Source organism: Mesorhizobium sp. BR1-1-16, assembly GCF_020165495.1.
In the GTDB taxonomy this organism is placed as follows: domain Bacteria; phylum Pseudomonadota; class Alphaproteobacteria; order Rhizobiales; family Kaistiaceae; genus Kaistia.
The window spans coordinates 364451-387047 of the sequence record NZ_JAIUIE010000001.1; the positions used below are offsets into that span (position 1 = coordinate 364451).

Annotated in this window: 12 protein-coding genes; 8 read left to right on the forward strand and 4 right to left on the reverse strand. The window is 64.4% G+C overall.

From position 1 onward, the window contains the following. Positions 1-22 precede the first annotated feature (22 nt). Complete coding sequence (locus tag LB518_RS01855; RefSeq protein ID WP_224572375.1) at positions 23-2974, forward strand: bifunctional [glutamine synthetase] adenylyltransferase/[glutamine synthetase]-adenylyl-L-tyrosine phosphorylase; 2952 nt, start codon at positions 23-25, stop codon at positions 2972-2974. On the opposite strand, the gene LB518_RS01860 is transcribed toward LB518_RS01855, so the two are convergent. Continuing rightward, on the reverse strand, positions 2940-5261 hold the full coding sequence (locus LB518_RS01860) for a sensor histidine kinase (RefSeq protein WP_353619923.1): 2322 nt from the start codon (positions 5259-5261) through the stop codon (positions 2940-2942). The genes LB518_RS01855 and LB518_RS01860 overlap by 35 nt on opposite strands. A 289-nt stretch (positions 5262-5550) precedes the next feature. Next, on the reverse strand, positions 5551-8181 hold the full coding sequence (gene pepN / locus LB518_RS01865) for an aminopeptidase N (RefSeq protein WP_224572379.1): 2631 nt from the start codon (positions 8179-8181) through the stop codon (positions 5551-5553). 254 nt (positions 8182-8435) lie between these two features. Between pepN and LB518_RS01870 the strand changes: the two genes are divergently transcribed. From LB518_RS01870 to LB518_RS01885, 4 genes are all read left to right on the forward strand, one after another. After that, positions 8436-9491 (forward strand): LacI family DNA-binding transcriptional regulator, encoded by a 1056-nt coding sequence (locus LB518_RS01870; RefSeq protein ID WP_224572380.1) that lies wholly within the window; start codon positions 8436-8438, stop codon positions 9489-9491. 60 nt (positions 9492-9551) lie between these two features. Beyond that, positions 9552-10607, forward strand: a complete 1056-nt coding sequence (locus LB518_RS01875) for a sugar phosphate isomerase/epimerase family protein (protein WP_224572383.1) — start codon at positions 9552-9554, stop codon at positions 10605-10607. Between the two features lie 113 nt (positions 10608-10720). Beyond that, on the forward strand, positions 10721-11893 hold the full coding sequence (locus LB518_RS01880) for a Gfo/Idh/MocA family protein (RefSeq protein ID WP_224572385.1): 1173 nt from the start codon (positions 10721-10723) through the stop codon (positions 11891-11893). Positions 11894-12381: 488 nt separating this feature from the next. Continuing rightward, positions 12382-14331: a potassium transporter Kup gene (locus LB518_RS01885; RefSeq protein ID WP_224572386.1), complete on the forward strand. Its 1950-nt coding sequence runs from the start codon at positions 12382-12384 to the stop codon at positions 14329-14331. A gap of 13 nt (positions 14332-14344) precedes the next feature. Here the strand turns inward: LB518_RS01885 and LB518_RS01890 are convergent, their stop codons facing one another. After that, the gene (locus tag LB518_RS01890) at positions 14345-15508 is read right to left on the reverse strand and encodes an MFS transporter (RefSeq protein WP_224572388.1); all 1164 of its coding nucleotides are present in this window, start codon (positions 15506-15508) and stop codon (positions 14345-14347) included. Positions 15509-15560: 52 nt separating this feature from the next. Continuing rightward, positions 15561-16520 (reverse strand): hypothetical protein, encoded by a 960-nt coding sequence (locus LB518_RS01895; RefSeq protein ID WP_224572390.1) that lies wholly within the window; start codon positions 16518-16520, stop codon positions 15561-15563. Between the two features lie 284 nt (positions 16521-16804). Between LB518_RS01895 and LB518_RS01900 the strand changes: the two genes are divergently transcribed. The 3 genes from LB518_RS01900 to LB518_RS01910 all read left to right on the forward strand — a co-directional run bounded on the left by LB518_RS01900 (position 16805) and on the right by LB518_RS01910 (position 22589). After that, positions 16805-19000, forward strand: coding sequence for a putative bifunctional diguanylate cyclase/phosphodiesterase (locus tag LB518_RS01900; RefSeq protein WP_224572392.1), 2196 nt, complete (start codon positions 16805-16807; stop codon positions 18998-19000). A 70-nt stretch (positions 19001-19070) separates the two neighbouring features. Next, positions 19071-20306 (forward strand): winged helix-turn-helix domain-containing protein, encoded by a 1236-nt coding sequence (locus LB518_RS01905; protein ID WP_224572394.1) that lies wholly within the window; start codon positions 19071-19073, stop codon positions 20304-20306. A 102-nt stretch (positions 20307-20408) separates the two neighbouring features. Beyond that, positions 20409-22589: a putative bifunctional diguanylate cyclase/phosphodiesterase gene (locus LB518_RS01910; protein ID WP_224572397.1), complete on the forward strand. Its 2181-nt coding sequence runs from the start codon at positions 20409-20411 to the stop codon at positions 22587-22589. Positions 22590-22597: the final 8 nt, after the last annotated feature.

Sequence of the window (22597 nt, forward strand, 5' to 3'; positions counted from 1 at the left end):
GGATGATTCGGATCAGACCGCTATGGCATCGCTCGCATCGCTGATCCGCCCGCTCGTCGCGCCGCCAAAGGCGATGGCGCGGAAGGCGGCCCTTCGCGATCTCGCCGAAGCGGTGAAGAGCGCGGACTGCAGCGAGATCTGGTCTGCACTTACCGATGCGCATGCCGATCTCGCGTCCTTCACCGCATCGGTCTTCGCGGCCTCTCCCTTCCTGAAGGATACAGCGCTCGCCGACATATCACGCTGGCTCGAGATCCTCGCCGCGCCACCCGCCGCGCGCTTCGAGCGCATTCTGGCCCGCGTCGGCGAACTCTGGCGGAGCGGCGAGGAGGCTATCCTCATGGCGGGCCTCCGCCACGCCCGCGCCGAGGTCGCTTTGCTCGTCGGGCTCGCCGATCTCGGTGGCGTCTGGTCGGTCGAGGATGTGACCCGCCGGCTGACGGAATTTGCCGATGCCGCGATCGACGCTTCCGCCAGTTTTCTGCTGGCCGATGCGGCAGCCGCTGGCGCTCTCACACTGGCTGATCCCGATGCACCCTGCCGCGACAGCGGCTGGATCATCATCGGGATGGGCAAGCTCGGCGCGGCTGAGCTGAACTATTCGAGCGATATCGACCTAATCGTGCTGTTCGATCCCGAGCGCGCCCGCGTTGCCGACCGCGACGAGATCGGCACCTTCTTCGTTCGCCTGACGCGACGGCTGGTCAAGCTGCTGCAGGAGCGAACGGGTGATGGCTATGTCTTCCGCACGGATCTGCGCCTTCGTCCTGATCCCGGCTCGACGCCGCTCGCGCTTTCGACCCCGGCGGCCTTCCAGTATTACGAATCGAGCGGCCAGAACTGGGAACGCGCCGCGATGATCAAGGCCCGGCCGGTCGGCGGCGACATCGCGGCTGGCGCGACGTTCCTGGGTGAGCTAACGCCGTTCGTCTGGCGCAAATATCTCGACTTCGCCGCGATCGCCGACATTCATTCGATCAAGCGGCAGATCCACGATCATCGCGGCCATGAGAGCGTGGCGATCGCTGGTCACAACATCAAGCTCGGCCGCGGCGGCATTCGCGAGATCGAGTTCTTCGTGCAGACGCAGCAGTTGATCGCAGGCGGCCGCGATCCCGATCTGCGCGGCCGCAGCACGATCGAGATGCTGGACACCCTGGTGGCGAAGGGCTGGATCGAGCCGGAGGCCGCCACTGATCTCGCGCGTTGTTATCGGCTGCTGCGTCAGGTCGAGCATCGGCTGCAGATGATCGCCGACCAGCAGACGCATACGCTGCCGGCGGATGACGACGCGCTCGATACGGTCGCGCGGCTCTCCGGCTTCCGCACGGTCAAGGCGTTCTCGGCAGCGTTGCGCGCCGCGATGGAGACGGTGCGCGACTATTATATCCGCCTGTTCGAGACCGCACCGCCGCTGTCTGCGAGCATCGGCAGCCTGGTCTTCACGGGCGATGACGAAGATCCGGAAACTGTGTCGACGCTAGGCGAGCTTGGCTACACCAATCCGCGCGAGGTCAGCCGGACTGTGCGCGGCTGGCATTTCGGTCGCTATCCCGCGATGCGGTCCGCGGCTGCCCGCGAGCGTCTGACCGAGATCACGCCGGCGCTTCTCGAGGCGTTCGCGACCTCGGACAATGCCGATGCTGCTTTCAACGCTTTCGACCGGCTGCTGGCGCGATTGCCGGCCGGCGTGCAGCTCTTCGCGCTGCTCAGCTCCAATCCTGGACTGCTCAATCTCATCACGCTGGTGATGGGAACCGCGCCGCGCCTCGCCGACATCGTGACGGCCCGGCCGCATGTGCTCGACGCGCTACTCGATCCCGCCTTTTTCGGCCGGCTGCCGGATCGCGCGACCATCGCCACGCGGCTCGATGCCATGCTGGACGACGCCGCTGCTCTTGAAGAGGTGCTGGACCGCATCCGCATCTTCGGCAAGGAGCAAGCCTTTCTCATCGGCATCCGCGTCATCGCCGGGACGGTTGGCGCGCGTGCTGCCGGCTTCGCCTATGCCGATCTGGCCGAATTGCTGCTCGCGCGCCTGCTCGATCATGTCCGGGCCGCATTCGAGGCGTCATATGGCCGCGTCAAGGATGGGCGTATCGCGCTGGTGGCGATGGGCAAGCTCGGCGGCCGCGAAATGACGGCAGCATCCGATCTCGATCTGCTGCTGCTCTATGATTTCGACGAGAGCGAACCGGCCTCGTCCGGCGAGAAGCCGTTGATGGGCAGCCAGTATTTTGCGCGCCTGACACAGCGTCTGATCGCGGCCATCTCGGCGCCGACCGCCGAGGGCGCGCTCTATGAGGTCGATTTCCGGCTGCGGCCGTCGGGTAATGCCGGTCCTCTCGCCACTCATATCGGCGCCTTCAAGGACTACCAGACCAAGTCCGCCTGGACCTGGGAACATATGGCACTGACGCGGGCGCGCCCGATCGCCGGCGACGCCTCGCTGATGCACGAGGCGTCGGCAGTCGTGGCGGAAGTCCTTGCTCAGCCGCGCGCGGCGAAGAAGATCGCCGCTGATGTGCTCGACATGCGCGCTTTGCTCGAGAGCGAAAAGCCGGCTGAAGGCCCTTGGGATTTGAAGCAGGCGCCTGGCGGGCTGATCGATATCGAGTTTGTCGCGCAATATCTGCAACTGGTGCATGGCGCGGCGCATCCGGCTATCCTCGATACCGAAACCGAAACGGTGCTGGCCGCCGCTTCGCGGGCGGGCCTCTTGCCGCCGGCCGAGGCCGAGGTGCTGTTGCCGTCGCTCAGGCTGTTCCAGCGGCTGACGCAGATCCTGCGTCTCAGCGTCGGCGGCGCGTTCAGCGCAGACGCGGTTCCGAAGGGTTTGCTGGCGCTGCTGGCCCGGGCGGCCGAGCTCCCCGATTTCGCGACTCTCGACGCGCATCTCCGCGCCACCGAAGCCGATGTCCGCGCCGCCTTCGTGCGGATTATCGGGAAGGTTCCGCCGAAGCCCCGAGCCTGAGCGCGGCGCCGGCCGAGGCGCCTGTAGGGGTTGGCGCACCGATTTCGTGGCCGGTCGGCAGGCGGATCGAGACGATGGTGCCCTTGCCCTCATGGCTGCGGATGCGCATCGCGCCGCCATGCAGCTCCGCCAGCGAGCGCGTGATGGCGAGGCCGAGACCCGAGCCCTTGTGGCTCTTGGTGAACTGGTTCTGCACCTGTTCGAACGGACGGCCGAGCTTCTTCAGCGCATCTTTCGGAATGCCGATGCCGGTATCCTCGATCGACAGCGTCACGGCGGTGCCGATCCGACGGGCGCGCACGCTGACGCGACCACCTTCGGGCGTGAACTTCACGGCATTGGACAGAAGGTTGAGCACCATCTGCTTCACGGCGCGCCGATCGGCAACCAGTTGCAGATGTGGCTCGACATCGGCCTCGACCGAGACATGGCGCAGCTCCGCCTCGGCGCCGACGACGCGCGAGGCCTCGTCGACGATCTCGTCCAGCGACAGCGGCTCCATGTCGAGCGCGATCCGGCCGGCCTCGATGCGGGCCATGTCGAGCACGTCGTTGATGACGTTCAAAAGGAAATTGCCGCTCGCATGGATGTCCTCGCAGTATTCGAGATAGCGCGGCGAGCCGAGCGGCCCGAACAGGCCCGAGCGCATGATCTCCGAGAAACCGATGATCGCGTTGAGCGGCGTGCGCAGCTCATGGCTGATATTGGCAAGGAACTCCGACTTGGTCTGGTTGGCGGCGTTGGCCCGGTCCTTCTCTTCGGAATACTTTTCGGCCAGTTCCACCATTTCGCGCGCCTGCTGCTCCATTTTCTGTCGTGACTGCCGGAGATCGGCGATCGTTGCCATCAGACGCCGCTCGCCATCGATCAGCTTCTCTTCGTGGCGCTTGATCGTGGTGATGTCGGTGCCGACCGAGACGAAGCCACCATCCTTGGTGCGCCGCTCATTGATCTGCAGCCAGCGGCCGTCATTGAGCTGGGCCTCGAAGGAGCGGCCACCGGCCTCATGGCGCTCATCCGTCGGGATCTGGGTGCGCACGATCGGCTGCCGACCGGCGGCGACGACCTCGGCATAGGGCGTGCCCACCTGCAGCACCGAATCCGGAATGCCGTGCAGCTGCTGGTATTTGGAATTGCACATCACCAGCCGGTTCTCGGTGTCCCAGAGCACGAAGGCCTCCGAGATCGTCTCGATCGCGTCGCGCAGGCGGATATCGGCGGTCCGCGAACTCTCGGCGAGGCGCATCTGTTCGGTGACGTCGACCGCGATGCCGATCAGATGCGGCTCGGCCTCGTCGGCGTCGACCAGTTCGACGCGGATGCGCAGCCAGACGAAGCCGCCGCTGGCTTTCCGCATCCGGAACATGCGATCGACCGTGGTTTCCCCGGTCTCGTAGAGCGCCTCGACGAGATCCATGAGATCGCCGTCGTCGGGATGGACGAGCGCGTTGACCTCGCCAAAGCCGAGCAGCGTGTCTCGCGGCGTCATGCCCACCAGCTCGAACATCGATTTCGACCAGAACAGGCGTCCGCGCGCGACATCCCAGTCCCAGAGGCCGCAACGGCCGCGGCGGAGCGCCGTGTCGAACCGCGCATAGGTCTCGTGATAGATGCGATCCGCCTGCTGCGCCCGCGCCGACTGGGCGAAATAGCCATAGAGGATGACGAGCAGGATCGCGCTCGTACCGACAAAGACCGTGACATTGATCGAGACGTCGTCGCGCCAGCCGCGATAGACGGCGGCCAGCGGCGTCGTCGCGGCGACATAGCCGAGCCCGCCCGAGAGCTGGCGCAGCGTGCCAAGCGCAGCCCCGTCGCCTTCGAGCTGCACCGGCAGGACGCCGGCGCGCTCGCCGAAGATGATCATCGGCTGGGCGTCGTGCACGACATTGTCGAAGTCGAGCCCTTCCTCGCTGGGCGAGCGCGGCGCGGTCGCGAGGATGCGGCCCGTCGGATCGGTGACGAAGATGCGTCGACCCATATCGGTCGCGACCGGGGGCAGAGCCGCATCCAGCACGGTCTGCAGCGCCATCGCATAGCCTTCGGTCGGCAATGACGGCTCCTGGCGGGTCAGCCGTTCGGCGACGACGGTCGCGACCATGCTGAGCATGTCGCGCGCCTCCGCCTCGCGCTCGAGCCGGAGGTCGTAGAGATGGACGATGCGCGAGAAGGCAACGAACAGCAGGAAGATGATGATGATGACGGGGATGCAACGGCGAAGGATCGGCTCGGCCGCCAGCAGCTTCTCGTAGGTCGGCTGAGCGAGCAGTCGAGCGTGACCGCGCACAGCTTGCTTCCTTGCGAACATGGTCTTGGCGATAGGCAAATGTTCGCTCTGAGACGCACCGGCTGTTTCTGCCCGCGCCATGCCAGCCCCCTGATTTATGCTGTCATCGGGCGACGCCACACCCCGAATCAGGTCCATTTGAATCGACCCGAATCAGGTTGTCTAGGCTGAATTCACCTTTCGTTAATCATATTCATTAACCACGCGGAAACCCTCGGCTTCCGTCTGTGGAAGGCCTCTGAGAGCCATGCGGAAGCCGCGTACTTCGCGCGGCCGAGGCCTCGCTGGGTCAGGCGAGGGTGCGCGTGACGATGTCGCGTGTGTCGGGCGAAAGGCGGGAGGCGGCCGCGATCCTCTCCAAGGCCCGCTCCGCCTTCGCGCGGCGCAGCGGTTCCAGCGAGCGCCAGGAACGGAAGGCGATCAGCAGCCGGGCCGCCGTCTGTGGGTTGCGCTGGTCGAGATCGAGGACGAAATCGGCAAGAAAATCGTAGCCAGCGCCGTCTGGGCGATTGAATTGCGTCTGGTTGGCGCTTGAGAAACTGCCGACAAGGGCGCGGACGCGGTTGGGGTTCGATACGGCGAAGGAGGGATGCGCCAGCAGCGCCTTCACGCGGTCGAGCGTTTCAGGTGAGGGGACGCTGGCTTCGAGCGTCAGCCATTTATCGAGCACCAGCGGGTCATGCTGGTAGGCGTCGTGGAACATGTCGAGCGCAGCCTTGCGTTCCGGCAGGGCCGCATGGCACAGCGCCGCCAGCGCACCGAGGCGATCGGTCATGTTGTCCGCGGTTTCGAACTGCCACACGGCCGCGCCGATTGCGGCTCGGCTGCCCGAGGCGACCATCAGATCGAGGATCGTATTGCGCAGCGAGCGGCTGCCGGCACTGGACGCATCAGGAGTGAATCCGCTCTCCGTCGCCAGCGCGGCGTGGATTGCCAGGAGTTTCGGGCCGAGGCTCGCGACGATTGCCTGACGCAACTGACGCCGAGCGATGGCGATGGCGTCCGGATCGACATTCTCGCCGATTTCGCGCGCGATGTCGGCCTCGCTCGGCAACTGCAAGACTTGAGCGCGAAACGCCGGCTCGAGCCGCTGGTCATCGATGACGACGCCCAGCGCATCGACCAGCGCCGGATCGGCGGGTTCGGTCGTTGATCCGTTGGCGGCGCCGGCAACGAGGTTGCGCATCGCCAGCGTCTGCGCCGCCTGCCAGCGGTTGAACGGATCGCTGTCGGCGCGGACCTGGAACAGGAGATCCTCGGCGCTGATATCGATGGCGAGCCGGGCCGGAGCGGAGAAGCCGCGCAGCAGCGAGGGCACCGGCCGCGCTGTGACGCCCTCGAAGACGACGGTCTGGCTTGCTTCGGTCAGGTGAATGACATCGCCATCGACGCGCGAACCGGTCGCGGCCGAATAGTCGAGATCACCGCCATTCGGCCCGATCAGGCCGAAGCGAATTGGGATGTGCATCGGCCGTTTCACCGGCTGCCCTGGCGTTGGCGACAGGCTCTGCGCAAGGGTCAGGCGATAGCGCCGCTTCGCGGGGTCATATTGGCCCTTCGCGGTGACCTGCGGCGTCCCGGCCTGGGCATACCACAGCTTGAACTGGCGAAGGTCCGTGCCGGTCGCCTCCTCGAAGCAGGCGAGGAAGTCCTCGATCGTGGCGGCGTCGCCATCATGGCGCTTGAAATAGAGATCGATGCCGCGGCTGAAGCCATCCTCACCGAGGATCGTCTTCAACATGCGCACGACCTCAGCGCCCTTCTCATAGACCGTCGGTGTATAGAAGTTGCTGATTTCGTGATAGATTTCGGGCCTGACGGGATGAGCGAGGGGGCCGCCATCCTCGGGAAACTGCCGCGCCTGCAGCGTCCGCACATCGGCGATGCGCTTCACGGACCGCGAGCGCATGTCGGACGAAAATTCCTGGTCGCGGAAGACTGTCAGGCCTTCCTTCAGGCAGAGCTGGAACCAGTCGCGGCAGGTGATGCGGTTGCCGGTCCAGTTGTGGAAATACTCATGCGCAATGACGCCTTCGACATTGGCGTAGTCGATGTCGGTCGCGGTGTTGGGATCGGCGAGGACGTATTTGTCGTTGAAGACGTTGAGCCCCTTGTTCTCCATTGCGCCCATGTTGAAATCGGACACGGCGACGATGTTGAAGACGTCGAGGTCATATTCGAGCCCGAACGCCGTCTCGTCCCAGCGCATCGAGCGCTTCAGCGCGTCCATCGCATAGAGACACCGCGCTTCCTTGCCATGCTCGCAATAGATCCTGAGATCGACGACACGGCCGGATTGCGTCGTGAAGCTGTCTCGGATCGAGCCGAGATCACCCGCAACGAGGGCGAACAGATAGGACGGCTTCGGGAACGGGTCGTGCCAGATCGCAAAATGGCGGTTGGTGCCGGGAATGTCGCCATGGCCTGCGGGATTGCCATTGCCGAGCAGGATCGGCGCCTCGTCCTTCCGCGCCTCGATGCGGGTCGTATAGACGGCCAGCACGTCGGGCCGGTCGAGGAAATAGGTGATGCGCCTGAAGCCCTCGGCCTCGCATTGGGTGCAATAGGTGCCGCTGCTGCGATAAAGCCCCATCAGCTTGGTGTTCGCGGACGGGTCGACGATCGTTTCGACCTCGAGCGTAAACGGACCGCTTGGGACGTCGATGACCGTCAGCAGCGACGGAGTCGCGGTGAAGCGGCCCGGCGCAAGAACAACGCCATTGAGCTTCAACCCCGAAAACTGGAGTTCATCGCCGATGAGCTCGAGCGTGGTTGGCGCGCCGGGCTCGGGGCGGATCGCCAGCCGCGCCGCAATGCGCGTCGCCGACTTGTCCAGCCGCACGTCGAGATCGACTTTGTCGATGCGAAAAGACGGCGGCGTATAGTCGACCAGTCTGAACGGCGCCTCGGCTGCCTTCATCTTGTCCTCCCGAACGGTGCCGTCTTGAGATGACGGTTCACATATCTCTTGCAGGTGTGGCAGACAGCGCTGTCTGCACCGCTTTCCCGATGCTGGACCCATGCCTTGAGGGAATCTTCCATAACTTCAGCCCCGGCGCAAACGATCAACCGACGATTGTGGGTGAAAGGCAAAGTGGGTCCACCGAAAATATGTGGGGTGCCTTACGAACCGGGTGCACACCGCTCCGATTGAGTTGCCTACCTCAGTTTCTGATGGTAACTCATCAGGCGGGAGGACAGCGCTTGACCAAGACCACGCTCCAGGATGTTGCGCGGGAAGCAGGCGTCAGCCTCGCGACGGTCGATCGCGTGCTGAATGGCCGTGCCGGCGTCCATGCGCGGACCATCGAGCGCGTCCAGGCCGCCATTGACCGGCTCAACTACCAACCGGATCGATTGGCCTCGCGCCTCGCCCGCGGCCGAGACTATCGTTTCGAGGTCGTCCTGCCGACCGGGGCGAACGACTTCATGCGCCTGCTCGAGCAGGAGTTTCGCGATACCGCCGATCGCTACATGCATGAACGGGTTCGCATCACCTTCACCCATGTCGACGTCTTCGATGGCGAGGCGCTGGCAATGGCGCTCGAGCGCCTTCCCGTCGACCTCGACGGCGTCGCCCTGGTCGCGCTCGATCATCCGGCTGTCGCCGAGGCGGTCAATATGTTGACCGATCGGGGCACGACTGTCGTGACGCTCGTCTCCGACCTGCCGGGGACCCGCCGCGCGCATTTCGTCGGCATCGACAACTACGCCGCCGGCCGCACTGCTGCGACGCTGCTCGGCCGGTTCCTCGGTCACCGCAGCGGCAAGGTCGGCCTCATCGCCGGCTCGCTCGCCTTGCGCGATCACACCGAACGCCAATATGGCTTCGAGCAGGTGGTCCAGCGCGAATATCCGGATCTTGAGGTCCTGCCGATCAGGGAGGGTCGCGACGACGACGACCGCGTCGAGCGCGTCGCCGACGCGCTGCTCGCCGATCACGCCGATCTCGTCGGCATCTATAATGTCGGCGCAGGAACGGCCGGCATCGTCGCCGCGCTCGATCGATCCGGGCGCGCGCGCGAGGTGGTGTTCATCGCGCATGAACTGACGCCGCCCAATCGTCGCCAGCTGATCCGCGGCACCATCGACGCCCTGATCAATCAGGACGCTGGCCACATGGCCCGCAGCGCGGCCCGCATTCTGCTGGCGGCGCGCGAGGGCATGCCGATCGTTCCCGGGCAGGAGCGGATTCGGATCGACATCTTTGTCAGGGACAATGTTCCCTGATGCCCGATCGGCGCGGCCGATGCCGTGCCCGGAGGCTTTATTTCAACAAGGAGGATGCTCATGAAGACGATCAAGGGTCCGGCGATTTTTCTCGCCCAGTTCGCCGGCGACGCGGCCCCGTTCAATTCGTTCGACGCCATCTGCGGATGGGCCGCTTCGCTCGGCTACAAGGGCGTCCAGATCCCGACCTGGGACAGCCGCCTGATCGACCTCGACAAGGCTTCGGATTCCAAGGATTACTGCGACGAACTCGCCGGCACTGCCGCCAAGCATGGCCTGGAGATCACCGAGCTCGCCTCGCACATCATCGGCCAGCTCGTCGCCGTTCATCCCGTCTATGACGAACTGATGGATGGCTTCGCCGCTCCCGCGGTGCGCGGCAATTCGAAGGCACGCCAGGAATGGGCCGTCGATCATCTGAAGCGCTGTGCGCGCGCCTCGAAGAATCTCGGCCTGAAGGCGCATCCGACCTTCTCGGGCGCGCTCGCCTGGCCGTTCCTCTATCCGTTCCCGCAGCGGCCGGCTGGCCTCGTCGAGGAAGCCTTCGCCGAGCTCGGCCGTCGCTGGACGCCGATCCTCGAAGTGTTCGAGGAGAACGGCGTCGACGTCGCCTACGAGATTCATCCGAGCGAGGATCTGCATGACGGCATCACCTTCGAGATGTTCCTCGCCGAAGTGAAGGATCATCCGCGCGCCAACCTGCTCTACGATCCCTCGCACTTCGTGCTGCAGCAGCTCGACTATCTCGACTACATCGATATCTATCACGAGCGCATCAAGGCGTTTCATGTGAAGGATGCCGAGTTCAACCCGACCGGCCGCCAGGGCGTCTATGGCGGCTATCAGAGCTGGGTGAATCGCGCCGGCCGCTTCCGCTCGCTCGGCGACGGGCAGGTCGATTTCGGCGCCATCTTCTCGAAGCTGACGGCCTATGACTATGACAGCTGGGCCGTGCTCGAATGGGAATGCGCCCTGAAGCATCCCGAGGACGGCGCGCGCGAGGGTGCCGAGTTCATCAAGCACCACATCATCCGCGTCACCGAGCACGCCTTTGACGATTTCGCCGGTGCTGGCACCGACGAGGCCGCCAACCGCCGTATTCTCGGCATCGCCTGACGCATCGCGGCTTCGCGGACCGGAGTTCGCGAGGCCGCTTCACGTCCGCTTATCCTGCGTCGTCGCCGGTCCTCCGCGGATCGCCCGGCAACGCTTCAGTGAAGGAACACGACATGGCCATTGAAGGCAGCAAGGAAGAAGCCGCGGGCGGACGCATCCGTCTCGGCATGGTGGGCGGCGGGCAGGGCGCGTTCATCGGCGCAGTCCACCGTATCGCGTCGCGCATCGACGACCAGTATGAACTCGTCGCTGGCGCGCTATCCTCCGAGCCCGCGCGGGCGAAGGCATCGGCCAAGGATCTCGGCATCGCCGACGATCGCGCCTATGGCTCGTTCGCCGAAATGGCGAAAGTGGAAGCCGCGCGTCCCGATGGCATCGAGGCCGTTGCGATCGTGACGCCGAACAACATGCATGCGCCTGCCGCCAAGGCGTTCCTCGAAGCCGGCATCCACGTCATCTGCGACAAGCCGCTGACGACGACCGTCGCCGAAGCCGAGGAACTCGTCGCGCTCGCGAAGAAGTCCGGCAAGGTCTTCGCCGTCACGCACAACTACACCGGCTATCCGATGATCCGCCAGGCGCGGGCCATGGTCGCGGCCGGCGAACTCGGCACCCTCCGCCTCGTGCAGGCCGAATATCCCCAGGATTGGCTGACCGAGAAGGCCGAGGCCACGGGCTCCAAGCAGGCCGAGTGGCGCACCGATCCGAAGCGTTCCGGCGCCGGCGGCTGCATTGGCGATATCGGCACGCATGCCTATAACCTCGCCTGTTTCGTCACGGGCCTCGAGCTCGACGAACTGCTGGCGCAGCTCTCGACCTTCGTCGAGGGACGGCTGCTCGACGACGACGTCGAGATCCTGCTGCGCTGGAAGGGCGGTGCCCGCGGCATGCTCTGGGCGAGCCAGGTGGCCGTCGGCCATGAGAACGGACTGAAGCTCAGGGTCTACGGCACCAAGGGCGGCCTCGAATGGACGCAGGCCGATCCGAACTATCTGTGGTTCACGAAGTTCGGAGAGCCGAAGCAGCTGCTGACCCGTGGCGGCGCTGGCGCATGGCCGGAAGCGGCGCGCGTCACCCGCGTGCCGGGTGGCCATCCCGAAGGCTATCTCGAGGGTTTCGCCACCATCTATACCGAAGCGGCCCGCGCCATCCGCGCTGCCCGCGAAGGCAAGCCGGTCGATGCCGACGTGATCTATCCCTCGATCGAGGATGGCCTCATCGGCATGAAGTTCATCGAAGCGGCTGTGAAGTCATCGCAGGCGGGTAACGTCTGGACCAAGGTCTGAACGAAGGCGGCGGTAGCCGCTGTGGGCTGTGATGGAAGGGGCGCCTCCGGGTGCCCCTTTTTCGCTTAAGAGATCAATCGTCGCGCCAATGCTCGCGACGAGCGCAATGGAAACGAAGCTGAATCGGGCGGCGGTGTTGCCGCCGGGCCACGCATGCACCATCTATCGGCACTAGGCCGCCACATCGTTGGTCTGCCTCGGCCGGTCACTGGTCGCCACCGCTTCGTCCTGGCGGCGGGGCCCGGCAAACAAGGCGGCGCCGGTTCGATAAATCTTGAAGCGGATGCGAATTAATCATTGTTTGCGGAGAAGCGCGAAAAAGCGTCAACATTCGTTAACGCCCATTGCGGCTTGGTTTCGGCGGGCGGCGGGGCGCTGCGAAGAGGCATTTGTCTCGACCCGCTGTTCCGCTATCGTTGTGCGGTGCACTCCATCTGCTATAAGCACGCCCGGCCGCCGGTGCGCGCGGTGAACGAGATGACCTGTCAATGGTTCTGAATGTGCAGGGCGGAGACGAGGCTCAGGCCACGGCTCCTGTGGCGGGCTCGCCCGCCGCCGAGCAATCCGGTCACGGTTCCGTGCATGCCGGCTTCTGGACGCTGGCCCTCGGCTCGGTCGGCGTCGTCTATGGCGACATCGGCACGAGCGTCATCTACGCGCTGCGCGAGGCGCTGCATGCCGCGCGGAGCGCGCATGGCATGGTCATCCGCGAGGATGTCATCAGCATCATTTCGCTGATCCTCTGGACGCTGACCATCATCGTCACGCTGAAATATGTCGTCATTTTGCTCCGCGCCGACAACAATGGCGAAGGCGGCACGCTGTCGCTGATGGCGCTCGCGACCCGCACCGTGGGCAAGTCGGCGCCGATCATCTTCGTTCTCGGCGTGGCCGGCGCGGCGCTGTTTTACGGCGATGCCGTCATCACGCCAGCCATCTCGGTGCTCTCCGCCGTAGAAGGCATCAAGCTGGTGACACCGGCGCTCGACGATTTCGTCGTGCCGATCACCATTGCCATCATCGCGGCGCTGTTCCTCGTGCAACGCTATGGCACGGCGCGCGTCGCCTCGCTGTTCGGTCCGATCACCGCCGTCTGGTTCATCGTCATGACGATCGGCGGCTTCATGCATATTGCCGACGATCCTGCGATTTTCGCGGCGCTCAACCCCTATCACGCGGTGCGCTATATCTGGGTCAACGGCCACACCGGCCTGATCGTCATCGGCGCGGTGTTCCTGTCGGTGACCGGGGCCGAGGCGCTCTATGCCGATCTCGGGCATTTCGGTCGCAAGCCGATCCAGGCTGCCTGGCTCGGCTTTGTGTTTCCGGCGCTTGCCGCCAACTATCTGGGGCAGGGCGCGCTGGTGCTGGCCCACCCCGAGGCTATCGCCAATCCCTTCTTCCTGCTGTTCCCGGAATGGGCGGTGCTGCCCGTCGTGATTCTCGCCACCATGGCGACCGTGATCGCGTCACAGGCCGTCATCACCGGTGCGTTCTCGATGACGCGTCAGGCGATCCAGCTGAAGCTGCTGCCGCGCATGGATATCGAGCACACGTCGGAGCAGCATGCCGGCCAGATCTACATGCCGCAGGTCAATACGCTGCTGATGATCGCTGTGCTGATGCTGGTCGTGCTGTTTGGCTCGTCCAGCCGCCTGGCGACCGCCTATGGCATCTCGGTGACCGGCGAAATGGTCATCACGGCCTGCCTCGCCTTCATCGTCGTCTGGCGCTTCTGGCGCTGGCCGGTTTGGGTCGCCGCGCTGCTCATCGCGCCGTTCCTCGTCATCGATCTCGTCTTCCTCGGCGCCAATCTGATCAAGATCACCGAGGGTGGTTGGGTGCCGCTGCTCTTCGCCTTCTCGATCATGGTGATCATGCGGTCCTGGGTTCGTGGCACCAAGATCCTGTTCGACAAGAGCCGCCGCAACGACGTGCCGCTCAACGAACTCGTCAAGAACCTCGAAAAGAGCAGCGTCGTCCGCGTTCCCGGGACGGCGGTGTTCCTGACCAGCGACCCGGAAACCGCGCCGTCCTCGCTGCTGCACAGTCTCAAGCACTATCGCGTGCTGCATCAGAAGAACGTGCTGCTGACGGTCATCTCGTCCAACGTGCCGCATATCGACGATGCCGACCGCATCCGCATCGAGCCGGTCAATGACAGCTTCACGCGGGTGTTCATGACCTTCGGCTATATGGAGACGCCGAACGTGCCGAAGGCGCTTGGCCTCTGCCGCAAGCAGGGCTGGAAATACGACATCATGTCGACGTCGTTCTTCCTGTCGCGCCGCTCGATCAAGCCGGCGAAGGACCGCATCTTCTCGCGCCTGCAGGACAAGCTGTTCATCAAGCTTGCGATCAATGCAAGCGATGCGACCGAATATTTCCACATCCCGACCGGCCGCGTGGTCGAAATCGGGACGCAAATGACGATCTGATCCGAGAGCCGGTTCAGACGTCTCTTCTGCTTGGCTGGCGCGCCGGCCTGGCCAGGAACACCATCAGCGCCAGGAAGCCGGCGGCGACCGACACCGGCAGTGCTTCGGCGCCGAACAGGTCGATGAGATAACCGATCGGCGTCGCGCCGATGACCGATCCGGCGGAATAGGCCATGCCGAAGCCCGTCGAGACGATGGCCAGACGTTGGCCGCGGAAGTCCTGCCCGATCAGCACGATGCCGAGTGTATAGACGCCGGCGATCGTGCCGCCGGCCATGAACAGGACGGGCTGCAGCGCGATTCCCTCGCCCATGACGAAGGGCAACAATGCCGTCGCGACAGCCGCGATGAGAGTCGCGCCGACCAGCACGATGCGTCGTCCGTGGCGGTCGGCCAACCAGCCGAGCGCAACGACCAGCACAGCCTCGCCGAGCGCGAACGTCGCCACGAGGCGGGACGCGGCCGCATCGGACAGTCCATGTGCCAGGCCATAGAGCGGCAGCAGGCTCTGCATGGCCGTCTCGCCGATGCCCGACATGAAGGCAACGAGCAGGATCGGCCCGCCGAGGCCGATGGCGAGGCGCCACTGGCTGATGCCCTCCGGCGCCGCATCATGCTCGGTCTCGACGACGGACGCGGAACGCGTCGACAGCACGGCCGAAAGCAGGGCACCGACGGCGAGCGGGATCATGGCGGCGATCAGCGGCCAGGATCCGGTGACGCCGGTTGCGCCGAGCGCAAGCGGTCCGAGAAACTGGCAGATCGCGTAAAGCGTCCCGGAGGCAGCGATGATGCGGCCACGACGCCTGTCGTCGAGTTCGCCGTTGAGCCAGATTTCCGTCGTCGTCCACAGCGCCGAAAAGCACGTGCCCATCACGAAGCGCGCGACGAACCAGACCGCGACATGGGGAACGAGCAGGATGGCGCCAAAGGACAGGAAGGGCACCGCGAATAGCACCGCGACCAGCCGGCCGATGCCGAGTCGTTCGATCGTCGCGGGCAGGAACGGACCGACGAAGAGGATGCCAACGCCGGCCAGCGAAGCGTTGAAACCGATCAGCCAGCTCGCGAGTTCGCGCTTTTCCAGGGCCAGCGAGAAGAAGGGATAGCTGTAGCCATAAAGCAGCGCCTCGGTTCCGATCAGGCATAAAATGCCAGCGACACGCCATGACCGCACGATCGGCAAGCTCCCTGGAGGCTGCGGCCGGAGCCGGACGGCCGTGTTCCGCTCAGAAACGGAGCTCCGAGACGATATCCTGTACGGGCAGGTACATGCCGCCCGACTGACCGTCGCGGCCTGCGACGAACTCGGCACCTTCGAAGCGCGCGGCGATCCACTTGCGGCAGAGCCTTTCGGCGTAGACCACCGGCATCTCGTGGCTATGGGTTTCCTTCACCGTTTCGGCAAAGACCGGATCGTTGTGCGGGGCGGTCCAGGAGCGGCGATCTTCGGACAGCGCGACGGAGCGCTGCGGCACGGCCGAGACCCGGTTGTACATCGAGATCGTATTCTCGGACATGTTCTGCCAGGCCGTTGCACAGCGATGCAGGAGCCGCTCGAAGTCCGATCGCTTGTCGATCTGATGCGGCGCGCAGTGGAAGTGCCGCTTGGCGAGATCCTTGACCAGCATGCCGAACGCAAACGCGTCCGACGTCGTGTTGATCGCCAGGAACGGGGCGCTCAGCGATGGGTCGTAAAGTGGATCGGCGATCGCTCCGGCGTGGCGGCAGAAGGCGACCGGAAAGAACTCGTAGGTGGTGGTCAGCCCTGTGACCGGGCACTCAATCTCGAAGGGAATCGCGATCGTCTGCGCGTTGATCAAAGCGCCGGCGCTGTCGGCAAACCCGGCATCGGTCATGATCTCGCCGAGCTTGCGCAATTCCCCGAGCGAATCGGCATAGTCGGTCTCGAGGCTCGGAACGATGGCCAGAAAACCCGTCTTGCGATGCGCCTCAACTTCGCTTCGGAACGATTCCAGCGCGGTCAGGAACTGATAGCCGTTGCGAATATGCTCGACCATATAGCGACCGAGCTGGAATTCCCGCTTGCCCGCCGAGCAGCGGACATCGTTGTCACGCCATTGCTCGAAATCGGATTCTGAAACAACGCCCGTTGCCGACGAGACAGGGCAGCGGCCCATCCCGGACGGAGCCGCAACCGGCTCCTCATCGACCTGTCCCCGACGCATTGCGTGCCTCTTTACGCAGAACAACAAGACTTGGCCAGTTGCGTGGCGACAACCTGAGCGAGAAAATCAACGCATTGTTAACTTTAGTGGAGCGCGCGATCGAGTTCAAGAACGCCTCGCACTCCTGTGCTAGTTTTTAGGTGTCGAGTGGTCGCTCCACCCCGGCAGCTTGCTAGCCGTCAGAAGGGGGCAAGCCCGGAAAATGGCGGCGATATGCGCGTGCTTCTTAAGCCAATGTCAAATTTCATGGCGGAGAATGCGGCGTAGATTGGAGCCTGTTGCCGATGTCGAATGTTGCCGGCCGGATCACCATGAATCTCGTCGCGGCGATTTTCGTCACCGTCGTCACGGTGACCGCAGCCGTGTCGTGGATGGCTGAGGAGCAGAACAAGCAGGCTCAGATCAACACGGGCACGATGGTCACGGGTGGCATCGTGGCCATGGAGGACAACGTCAAGGCGTTTGCCAATGACTACGCCTGGTGGGAAGCCGGCTACAACGCCTACATGGCCCATGACACGGCCTGGGTCGACGCGAATTTCGGTTCCGGTATCAAGGATACGCAGATCTCCGACATTCTGGTGATCATCTCACCGAAGGGAGATATCCCCTATGCCTGGGCCATCGACGACGACCATGGCGCGCCGCGCGAGATTTTCTCGCCCGATATCCGCGCCAAGATTGCGAAACTCGCAATCGGCATGCCTGTGGAGAACGAGGCTGCGCGGGTTGCCTATTTCCGCGTTGGCGACAGCATCCTGCTGATCGCGGTCGCGCGGATAGCTCCCGTCTCACGTGCCTCGGAAGTGGACCCGGCGACGCTGCCCTTCCTTGTGCAGGGCATCTACCTCGACCAGAAGCGGCTGCATGAACTCGGCAAGCAGTTCCTGATCGAAGATCTCACGATCAAGTTCAATCCCAGTCAGGCCGAGCTCAACGACGATTATCCTGCGATCCGGGATTTTGACGGAAGTCTGATCGGGGCCTTTGTGTGGACGCCGCCGACACCCGGCTTCGCTGTCCTGAAAAACGTCGTCGCGCCAATCGCTGGCGGGCTTTTCGTCTTTTGCCTCATCGCGATGTGGACGGTGCTCCGTGCCCGGCGCCTCGCATTGCTGCAGGCTCAGAGCGAAAAGCATGCCGTCAGCGCCGCCCGAACCGACAGCCTGACCGGGCTGACCAATCGCTTCGGTTTCAGCGAGCTCAGCGAGGGGCCGGCATTTGCCGAGGCATGTCGGCGCGGCGAGGCGGCGATCGTCTATCTGGACGTCAATGGCTTCAAGGCAGTCAACGATTCGATCGGTCATCAGGGCGGCGACGAACTCGTGCGCCGGCTGGCCGAACGGCTCTCGATGATCATGCCGCCGGACGCGCGGTTTGCCCGCGTCGGCGGCGACGAATTCGCGCTGGCGCTTGTCGGCCGCGCCGCGCCGCAGGCCGTCGCCGGCGTCGCCTCGGCGATGGTGCATGCGCTCGATCAATCCTTCACGGTTGGCGGCTTCCAGTTCCAGGTGACGGCCGCCGTCGGCTATGCTGTTGCCGAAGGCGACGAAACGACCCCATCCGAACTGCTGCGCCGGGCTGATCTGGCGATGTATCAGGCCAAGAATTCCGCCGAGCGCGAAGCGGTTCCCTATCATTCGGGACTCGAGACCGGCGCACTGCACAAGAAGCGGCTCGGCTTCGCGCTGCGCACGGCTCTCGACGAGAAGGCGCTCTCCGTCGTCTATCAGCCGATCGTCCGCGCCAGCGATCTTGCGGTCGTCTCGCTCGAGGCGCTTGTGCGCTGGAATTCGAAGGAGTTCGGCCCTGTCTCGCCGGCCGATTTCATCCCCGTCGCGGAAGAGACGGGCTTCATCCACGACATCGGCCGCTTCGTTTTTCAGCAGGCCTGCGAGGACATGGCGGATTGGCCTGGCCTCAAGATCTCGGTCAATGTTTCACCGGCGCAGCTCCGCGACCCGAACTTCGCCAATGATCTCGCCTCCATTGCACGTCGCAACGGTGTCGTGCCGAACCGCTTCAAGCTCGAATTGACGGAAGGGCTGCTGGTCCGCAATCCCACGATCGCCAAGCGCAAGCTGGCGCGGCTGAAGTCCATGGGATTCGGTCTCTCGCTCGACGATTTCGGAACCGGCTTCTCGTCGATCGGCTATCTGCGCCAATTCCCGTTCGACTGGCTCAAGATCGACAAATCGTTCATTTCCGAGCTCGGCACCAATCCGACGGCAAACGCGCTGATCCAGTCGATGATCGCCCTCGGCGACGCGATGGATATCGCCGTGGTGGCCGAAGGGATCGAGACAGGCGAACAACTCAAGCTGCTGCGGCTGCTGCAATGTGAGTTCGTGCAGGGCTATCATCTCGCGAAACCGATGCCGGCGGCCGACATCACGGCCTTGCTTGCGCGTCTCGGCGAGGGAAGGCGGATGTTTTCCGGCCCCTCCGACTCGGGTTACGCAGCCGAACGCACCAGTTGATCGCATGCGCGACCTGGTAGCCCCCATCGACGGTTAGCTGTTTCCGCGACCGCCAGCACGAGGCTCCGGCATGCCCACTCTTCCCGACACGGCCGGTGTAAGCCTTTCCGCCGACGATGCGCGCCATCTCTTTCTTGCCGCGCAAGGGTTCGGTGGACGCCGTACGGCTGCCGCCTCGCGCTGGCCGCAGATCGAGGCGGCGGTGGCGCGGATGGCGCTGCTGCAGATCGATTCCGTCAATATTCTGGTGCGCTCGCACTATCTGCCGGTGTTCAGCCGGATCGGCGCCTATCCACGTGCCGCGCTCGATACCCGCGCCTTCGAGAGCGGCAAGCGCCGCGCATTTTTCGAGTTCTGGGCGCATGAGGCCTCGCTGCTGCCGCTCGAACTCTACCCACTGATGAAGTGGCGAATGCGCCGCGCGGCGGCAGGCAGCGGCATCTATGGCGGGGTCCATCGCTTCGCCAGTGAGAATGCACCTTATGTCGCTGCGGTTCTCGCCGAAATCGGCGCCCGCGGCGCGCTGGCCGCCTCCGAACTCGATGACCCCGGCGAACGCAGTGGACCATGGTGGGGCTGGCACAAGGGCAAGACGGCGCTCGAATATCTGTTCTGGACCGGAGAGGTCACAACCGCGTTCCGGCGCGGCTTCGAGCGTGTCTATGATTTACCCGAGCGTGTGTTGCCAGCCGCAATCCTGGCCGCGCCGGAGCCCAACGAGTCTGACGCGATCCGCAGCCTCGTCGCCCGGTCGGCGGTCGCGCTGGGCGTCGCCACCGAGGTTGATCTTCGCGATTATTTTCGCTTGCCCGTGACTGAGACCCGCCAGGCCATCGCGGCGCTGGTCGAGGAGGGCACGTTGCTGCCGGCAACGGTGGCGGGCTGGCGCCATCCAGCCTTCCTGGCGGCCGGTGCAAGCTCGCCCGGAAAGCTCGGCCCTTCGGGGCTGCTGTCGCCATTCGACCCGCTCGTCTGGCACCGGCCGCGGACGGAGCGGATCTTCGATTTTCACTATCGGCTGGAGTTCTACACGCCGGGACCAAAACGCGTGTTTGGCTATTTCGTGATGCCGTTCCTCTATCGCGGCGCTCTTGTCGGCCGCGTCGACCTGAAGGCGGATCGCGCTGCCAGCGTCCTGCGCGTTCCTGGCGTCTTTCTCGAGCCGAAGGTCAAGCGGTCCGAGCCTGTACTCGCCGCGCTCGCCGCCGAACTAGTTCACCTCGCGACATGGCTCGAGCTTGGCGAGATCGCTATTGGCGGGACGGATGCGGCGGCTCTCTCACTGTCGGCAATGCTATCGCGATAGACCTGCATTTTCAGAATCGCCCCGCGTTTTGTGCGAAGACTTCATCTGTCTTTAAATCTCCAGGGCCTCTTAATGGCTAGATTGTAGCGGGCCCTGGATCCAATGAGACTTTTCCGACGGCCGACGGCGAGGTTCGCTGTCCAGGTGGCGCTTCCCGCGCTGTTGATCGTCGCCGCCGCGATCTTCGCCGGACATCTTATTCTCAACGACATGGCCGATCAGGTCGACCGCAGTGAAACGCGGAGCGTCGAACGCTCGGTCAACGCAGCGCTTAATTCGTTCCTGACGCGGCTGCGCGAGACCCATGGCGATTACGCAGTGTGGGACGATGCCGTCCGTGATCTCTACGGCAAGGTCGATCTCGCTTTTGCCGAAAGCAATCTCGCCGACTCGACGCGTCAGGCAATTCTCTTCGACACCGCCTATCTCCTCGACGAGAACGACCGGTCGATCCTCGGCTACACGCATGGCAGCGTGGCGATGCGGGCGGCGAGCGACGAATTCGGCCAGGCGCTCGAAGTGCTCGTCGCCAAGGTTCGTGCTCAGTCGAAGCCCTATGACGCCGAGACGGGTTTCCTGCGCGACCGCGCGGGCGCGATCTATGCGATCGCCGTCGGGTCGGTCATGCCTTCGAGCAATGCGGTGGCGAGACCGCTCGGCCGCCCGAGGCTCCTGGTACTCGGCCGCTCGCTGGATGGCGCCGCGTTGCAGCGGATAGGCCAGGAATTCGCGCTGGACGGGCTGGCATTCGTTTCCAGTTCAGCACCGCTGCGACCCGGCGTCCGCATCAACGATCCCTCCGGCAACGAAATCGCGACGCTGACATGGTCGCCCTCGATCGAGGGGTTGGAGGCCTTTCAGCGGGTGCTGCCGACGGCCTTTCTGGCGGTCGGCCTCATCTGCCTGACAATGCTGTTCCTGATGGCGATCGGCTATTTCAATCTGGTCGAGCTCAGCAAGCGCGAGCGGCAGGCAGTGTTTGCCGCCAATCATGACGAGCTCACCGGTCTATCCAACCGTGCGGCGTTCAGCCGAATGCTCGACAGGGCCACGGTCGAGCATCGGCGAGAGGAAACGCCGGTGGCCCTCGTCTACATGGATCTGGACGGCTTCAAGGAGGTCAACGACGCCTATGGTCACGCGTCTGGCGACTTCCTGCTGAAATATGTCGCGTCCGGCTTCGCCTCGATCTGCGAGGGTTCGGGCACGCTTGCCCGCGTCGGCGGTGATGAGTTCGCCCTGCTGCTCGATCGGGCCGAAACCGTCGAGCGGGCCGAGGTTTTGTGCGAGCGGTTCATCCGCTTCCTGGATCAGCCTGCGGCGGTCAATGGCCGCATGGTCTCGATCGGCATCAGCATCGGCGTGGCAGTGATGGCGCAGGAAGCGCTGTCGGCAGAGGAATTGCTGCGGCGATCCGATGTCGCGATGTATCTCGCCAAGGAGTTCGGCCGCAACCGGGTCGCGTTCTACGACCGGTCCATCGATGCGGCCCGGTCGGAGCGCATGGCGCTCGCCGACAAGCTGCGCGAAGCGATCAAGGCTGATCAGCTTGCGGTCGTCTACCAGCCGATCTTCGATGCGGGTTCGATGCAGCCGACCGGTGTCGAGGCGCTGGTCCGCTGGCTGCATCCGGAGATCGGGCTGGTGCCGCCGGACATCTTTGTACCGATCGCGGAGGAAAGTGGGCTCATCGATCAGATCGGCGCCTTCGTCATCCGGCGCGCCTGCCGCGATGCCCTTGACTGGCCCGACGTCAGGCTGTCGGTCAATGTCTCGGCGGTCCAGTTCCGCAATCCGAAGTTCGATGTCGCGCTGGCCGAAATGCTCTCCGAGGTCGGCTTTCCGGCCGAACGCCTCGAGATCGAGATGACCGAAACCCATCTCGTCGCCAATCCTGAGCGCGCCCAGGCCATCATCGCCAACCTGCGCGCGCGCGGCGTCACCATTGCGCTTGACGATTTCGGCACTGGCTATTCGTCGATCGGCTATCTCCGGCGCTTTGCGTTCGACAAGTTGAAACTCGACCGCTCGCTCGTGGTCGGCATCACCTCCGACGAGACGGCGCGAGAGCTCTGCGAAGCGACGATCGCGCTCGCGCGGGCGCTCGACCTCAGGGTGACGGCCGAAGGCGTCGAGACGGAGCGCGAAGCTGCGCTGCTGCGAATGGCCGGCTGCGACTATCTGCAAGGCTACGCGTTCGCACGGCCCATGACCGCCCAGGCGGTGGCGAGTTTTCTTCTCTCCACCCTTCCTTCGGCGTTTGTCTTGCCCTGGTCAGGCTGAGGCGCCGG

Bases quoted from the DNA above. Each gene is read 5' to 3' on its own strand.
- LB518_RS01880 (WP_224572385.1), top strand. From the start codon at position 10,721: ATGGCCATTGAAGGCAGCAAGGAAGAAGCCGCGGGCGGACGCATCCGT.
- pepN (WP_224572379.1), bottom strand. From the start codon at position 8,181: ATGAAGGCAGCCGAGGCGCCGTTCAGACTGGTCGACTATACGCCGCCG.
- LB518_RS01910 (WP_224572397.1), top strand. From the start codon at position 20,409: ATGAGACTTTTCCGACGGCCGACGGCGAGGTTCGCTGTCCAGGTGGCG.
- LB518_RS01895 (WP_224572390.1), bottom strand. From the start codon at position 16,520: ATGCGTCGGGGACAGGTCGATGAGGAGCCGGTTGCGGCTCCGTCCGGG.
- LB518_RS01875 (WP_224572383.1), top strand. From the start codon at position 9,552: ATGAAGACGATCAAGGGTCCGGCGATTTTTCTCGCCCAGTTCGCCGGC.
- LB518_RS01885 (WP_224572386.1), top strand. From the start codon at position 12,382: ATGGTTCTGAATGTGCAGGGCGGAGACGAGGCTCAGGCCACGGCTCCT.
- LB518_RS01870 (WP_224572380.1), top strand. From the start codon at position 8,436: ATGGTAACTCATCAGGCGGGAGGACAGCGCTTGACCAAGACCACGCTC.
- LB518_RS01855 (WP_224572375.1), top strand. From the start codon at position 23: ATGGCATCGCTCGCATCGCTGATCCGCCCGCTCGTCGCGCCGCCAAAG.
- LB518_RS01905 (WP_224572394.1), top strand. From the start codon at position 19,071: ATGCCCACTCTTCCCGACACGGCCGGTGTAAGCCTTTCCGCCGACGAT.
- LB518_RS01900 (WP_224572392.1), top strand. From the start codon at position 16,805: ATGTCGAATGTTGCCGGCCGGATCACCATGAATCTCGTCGCGGCGATT.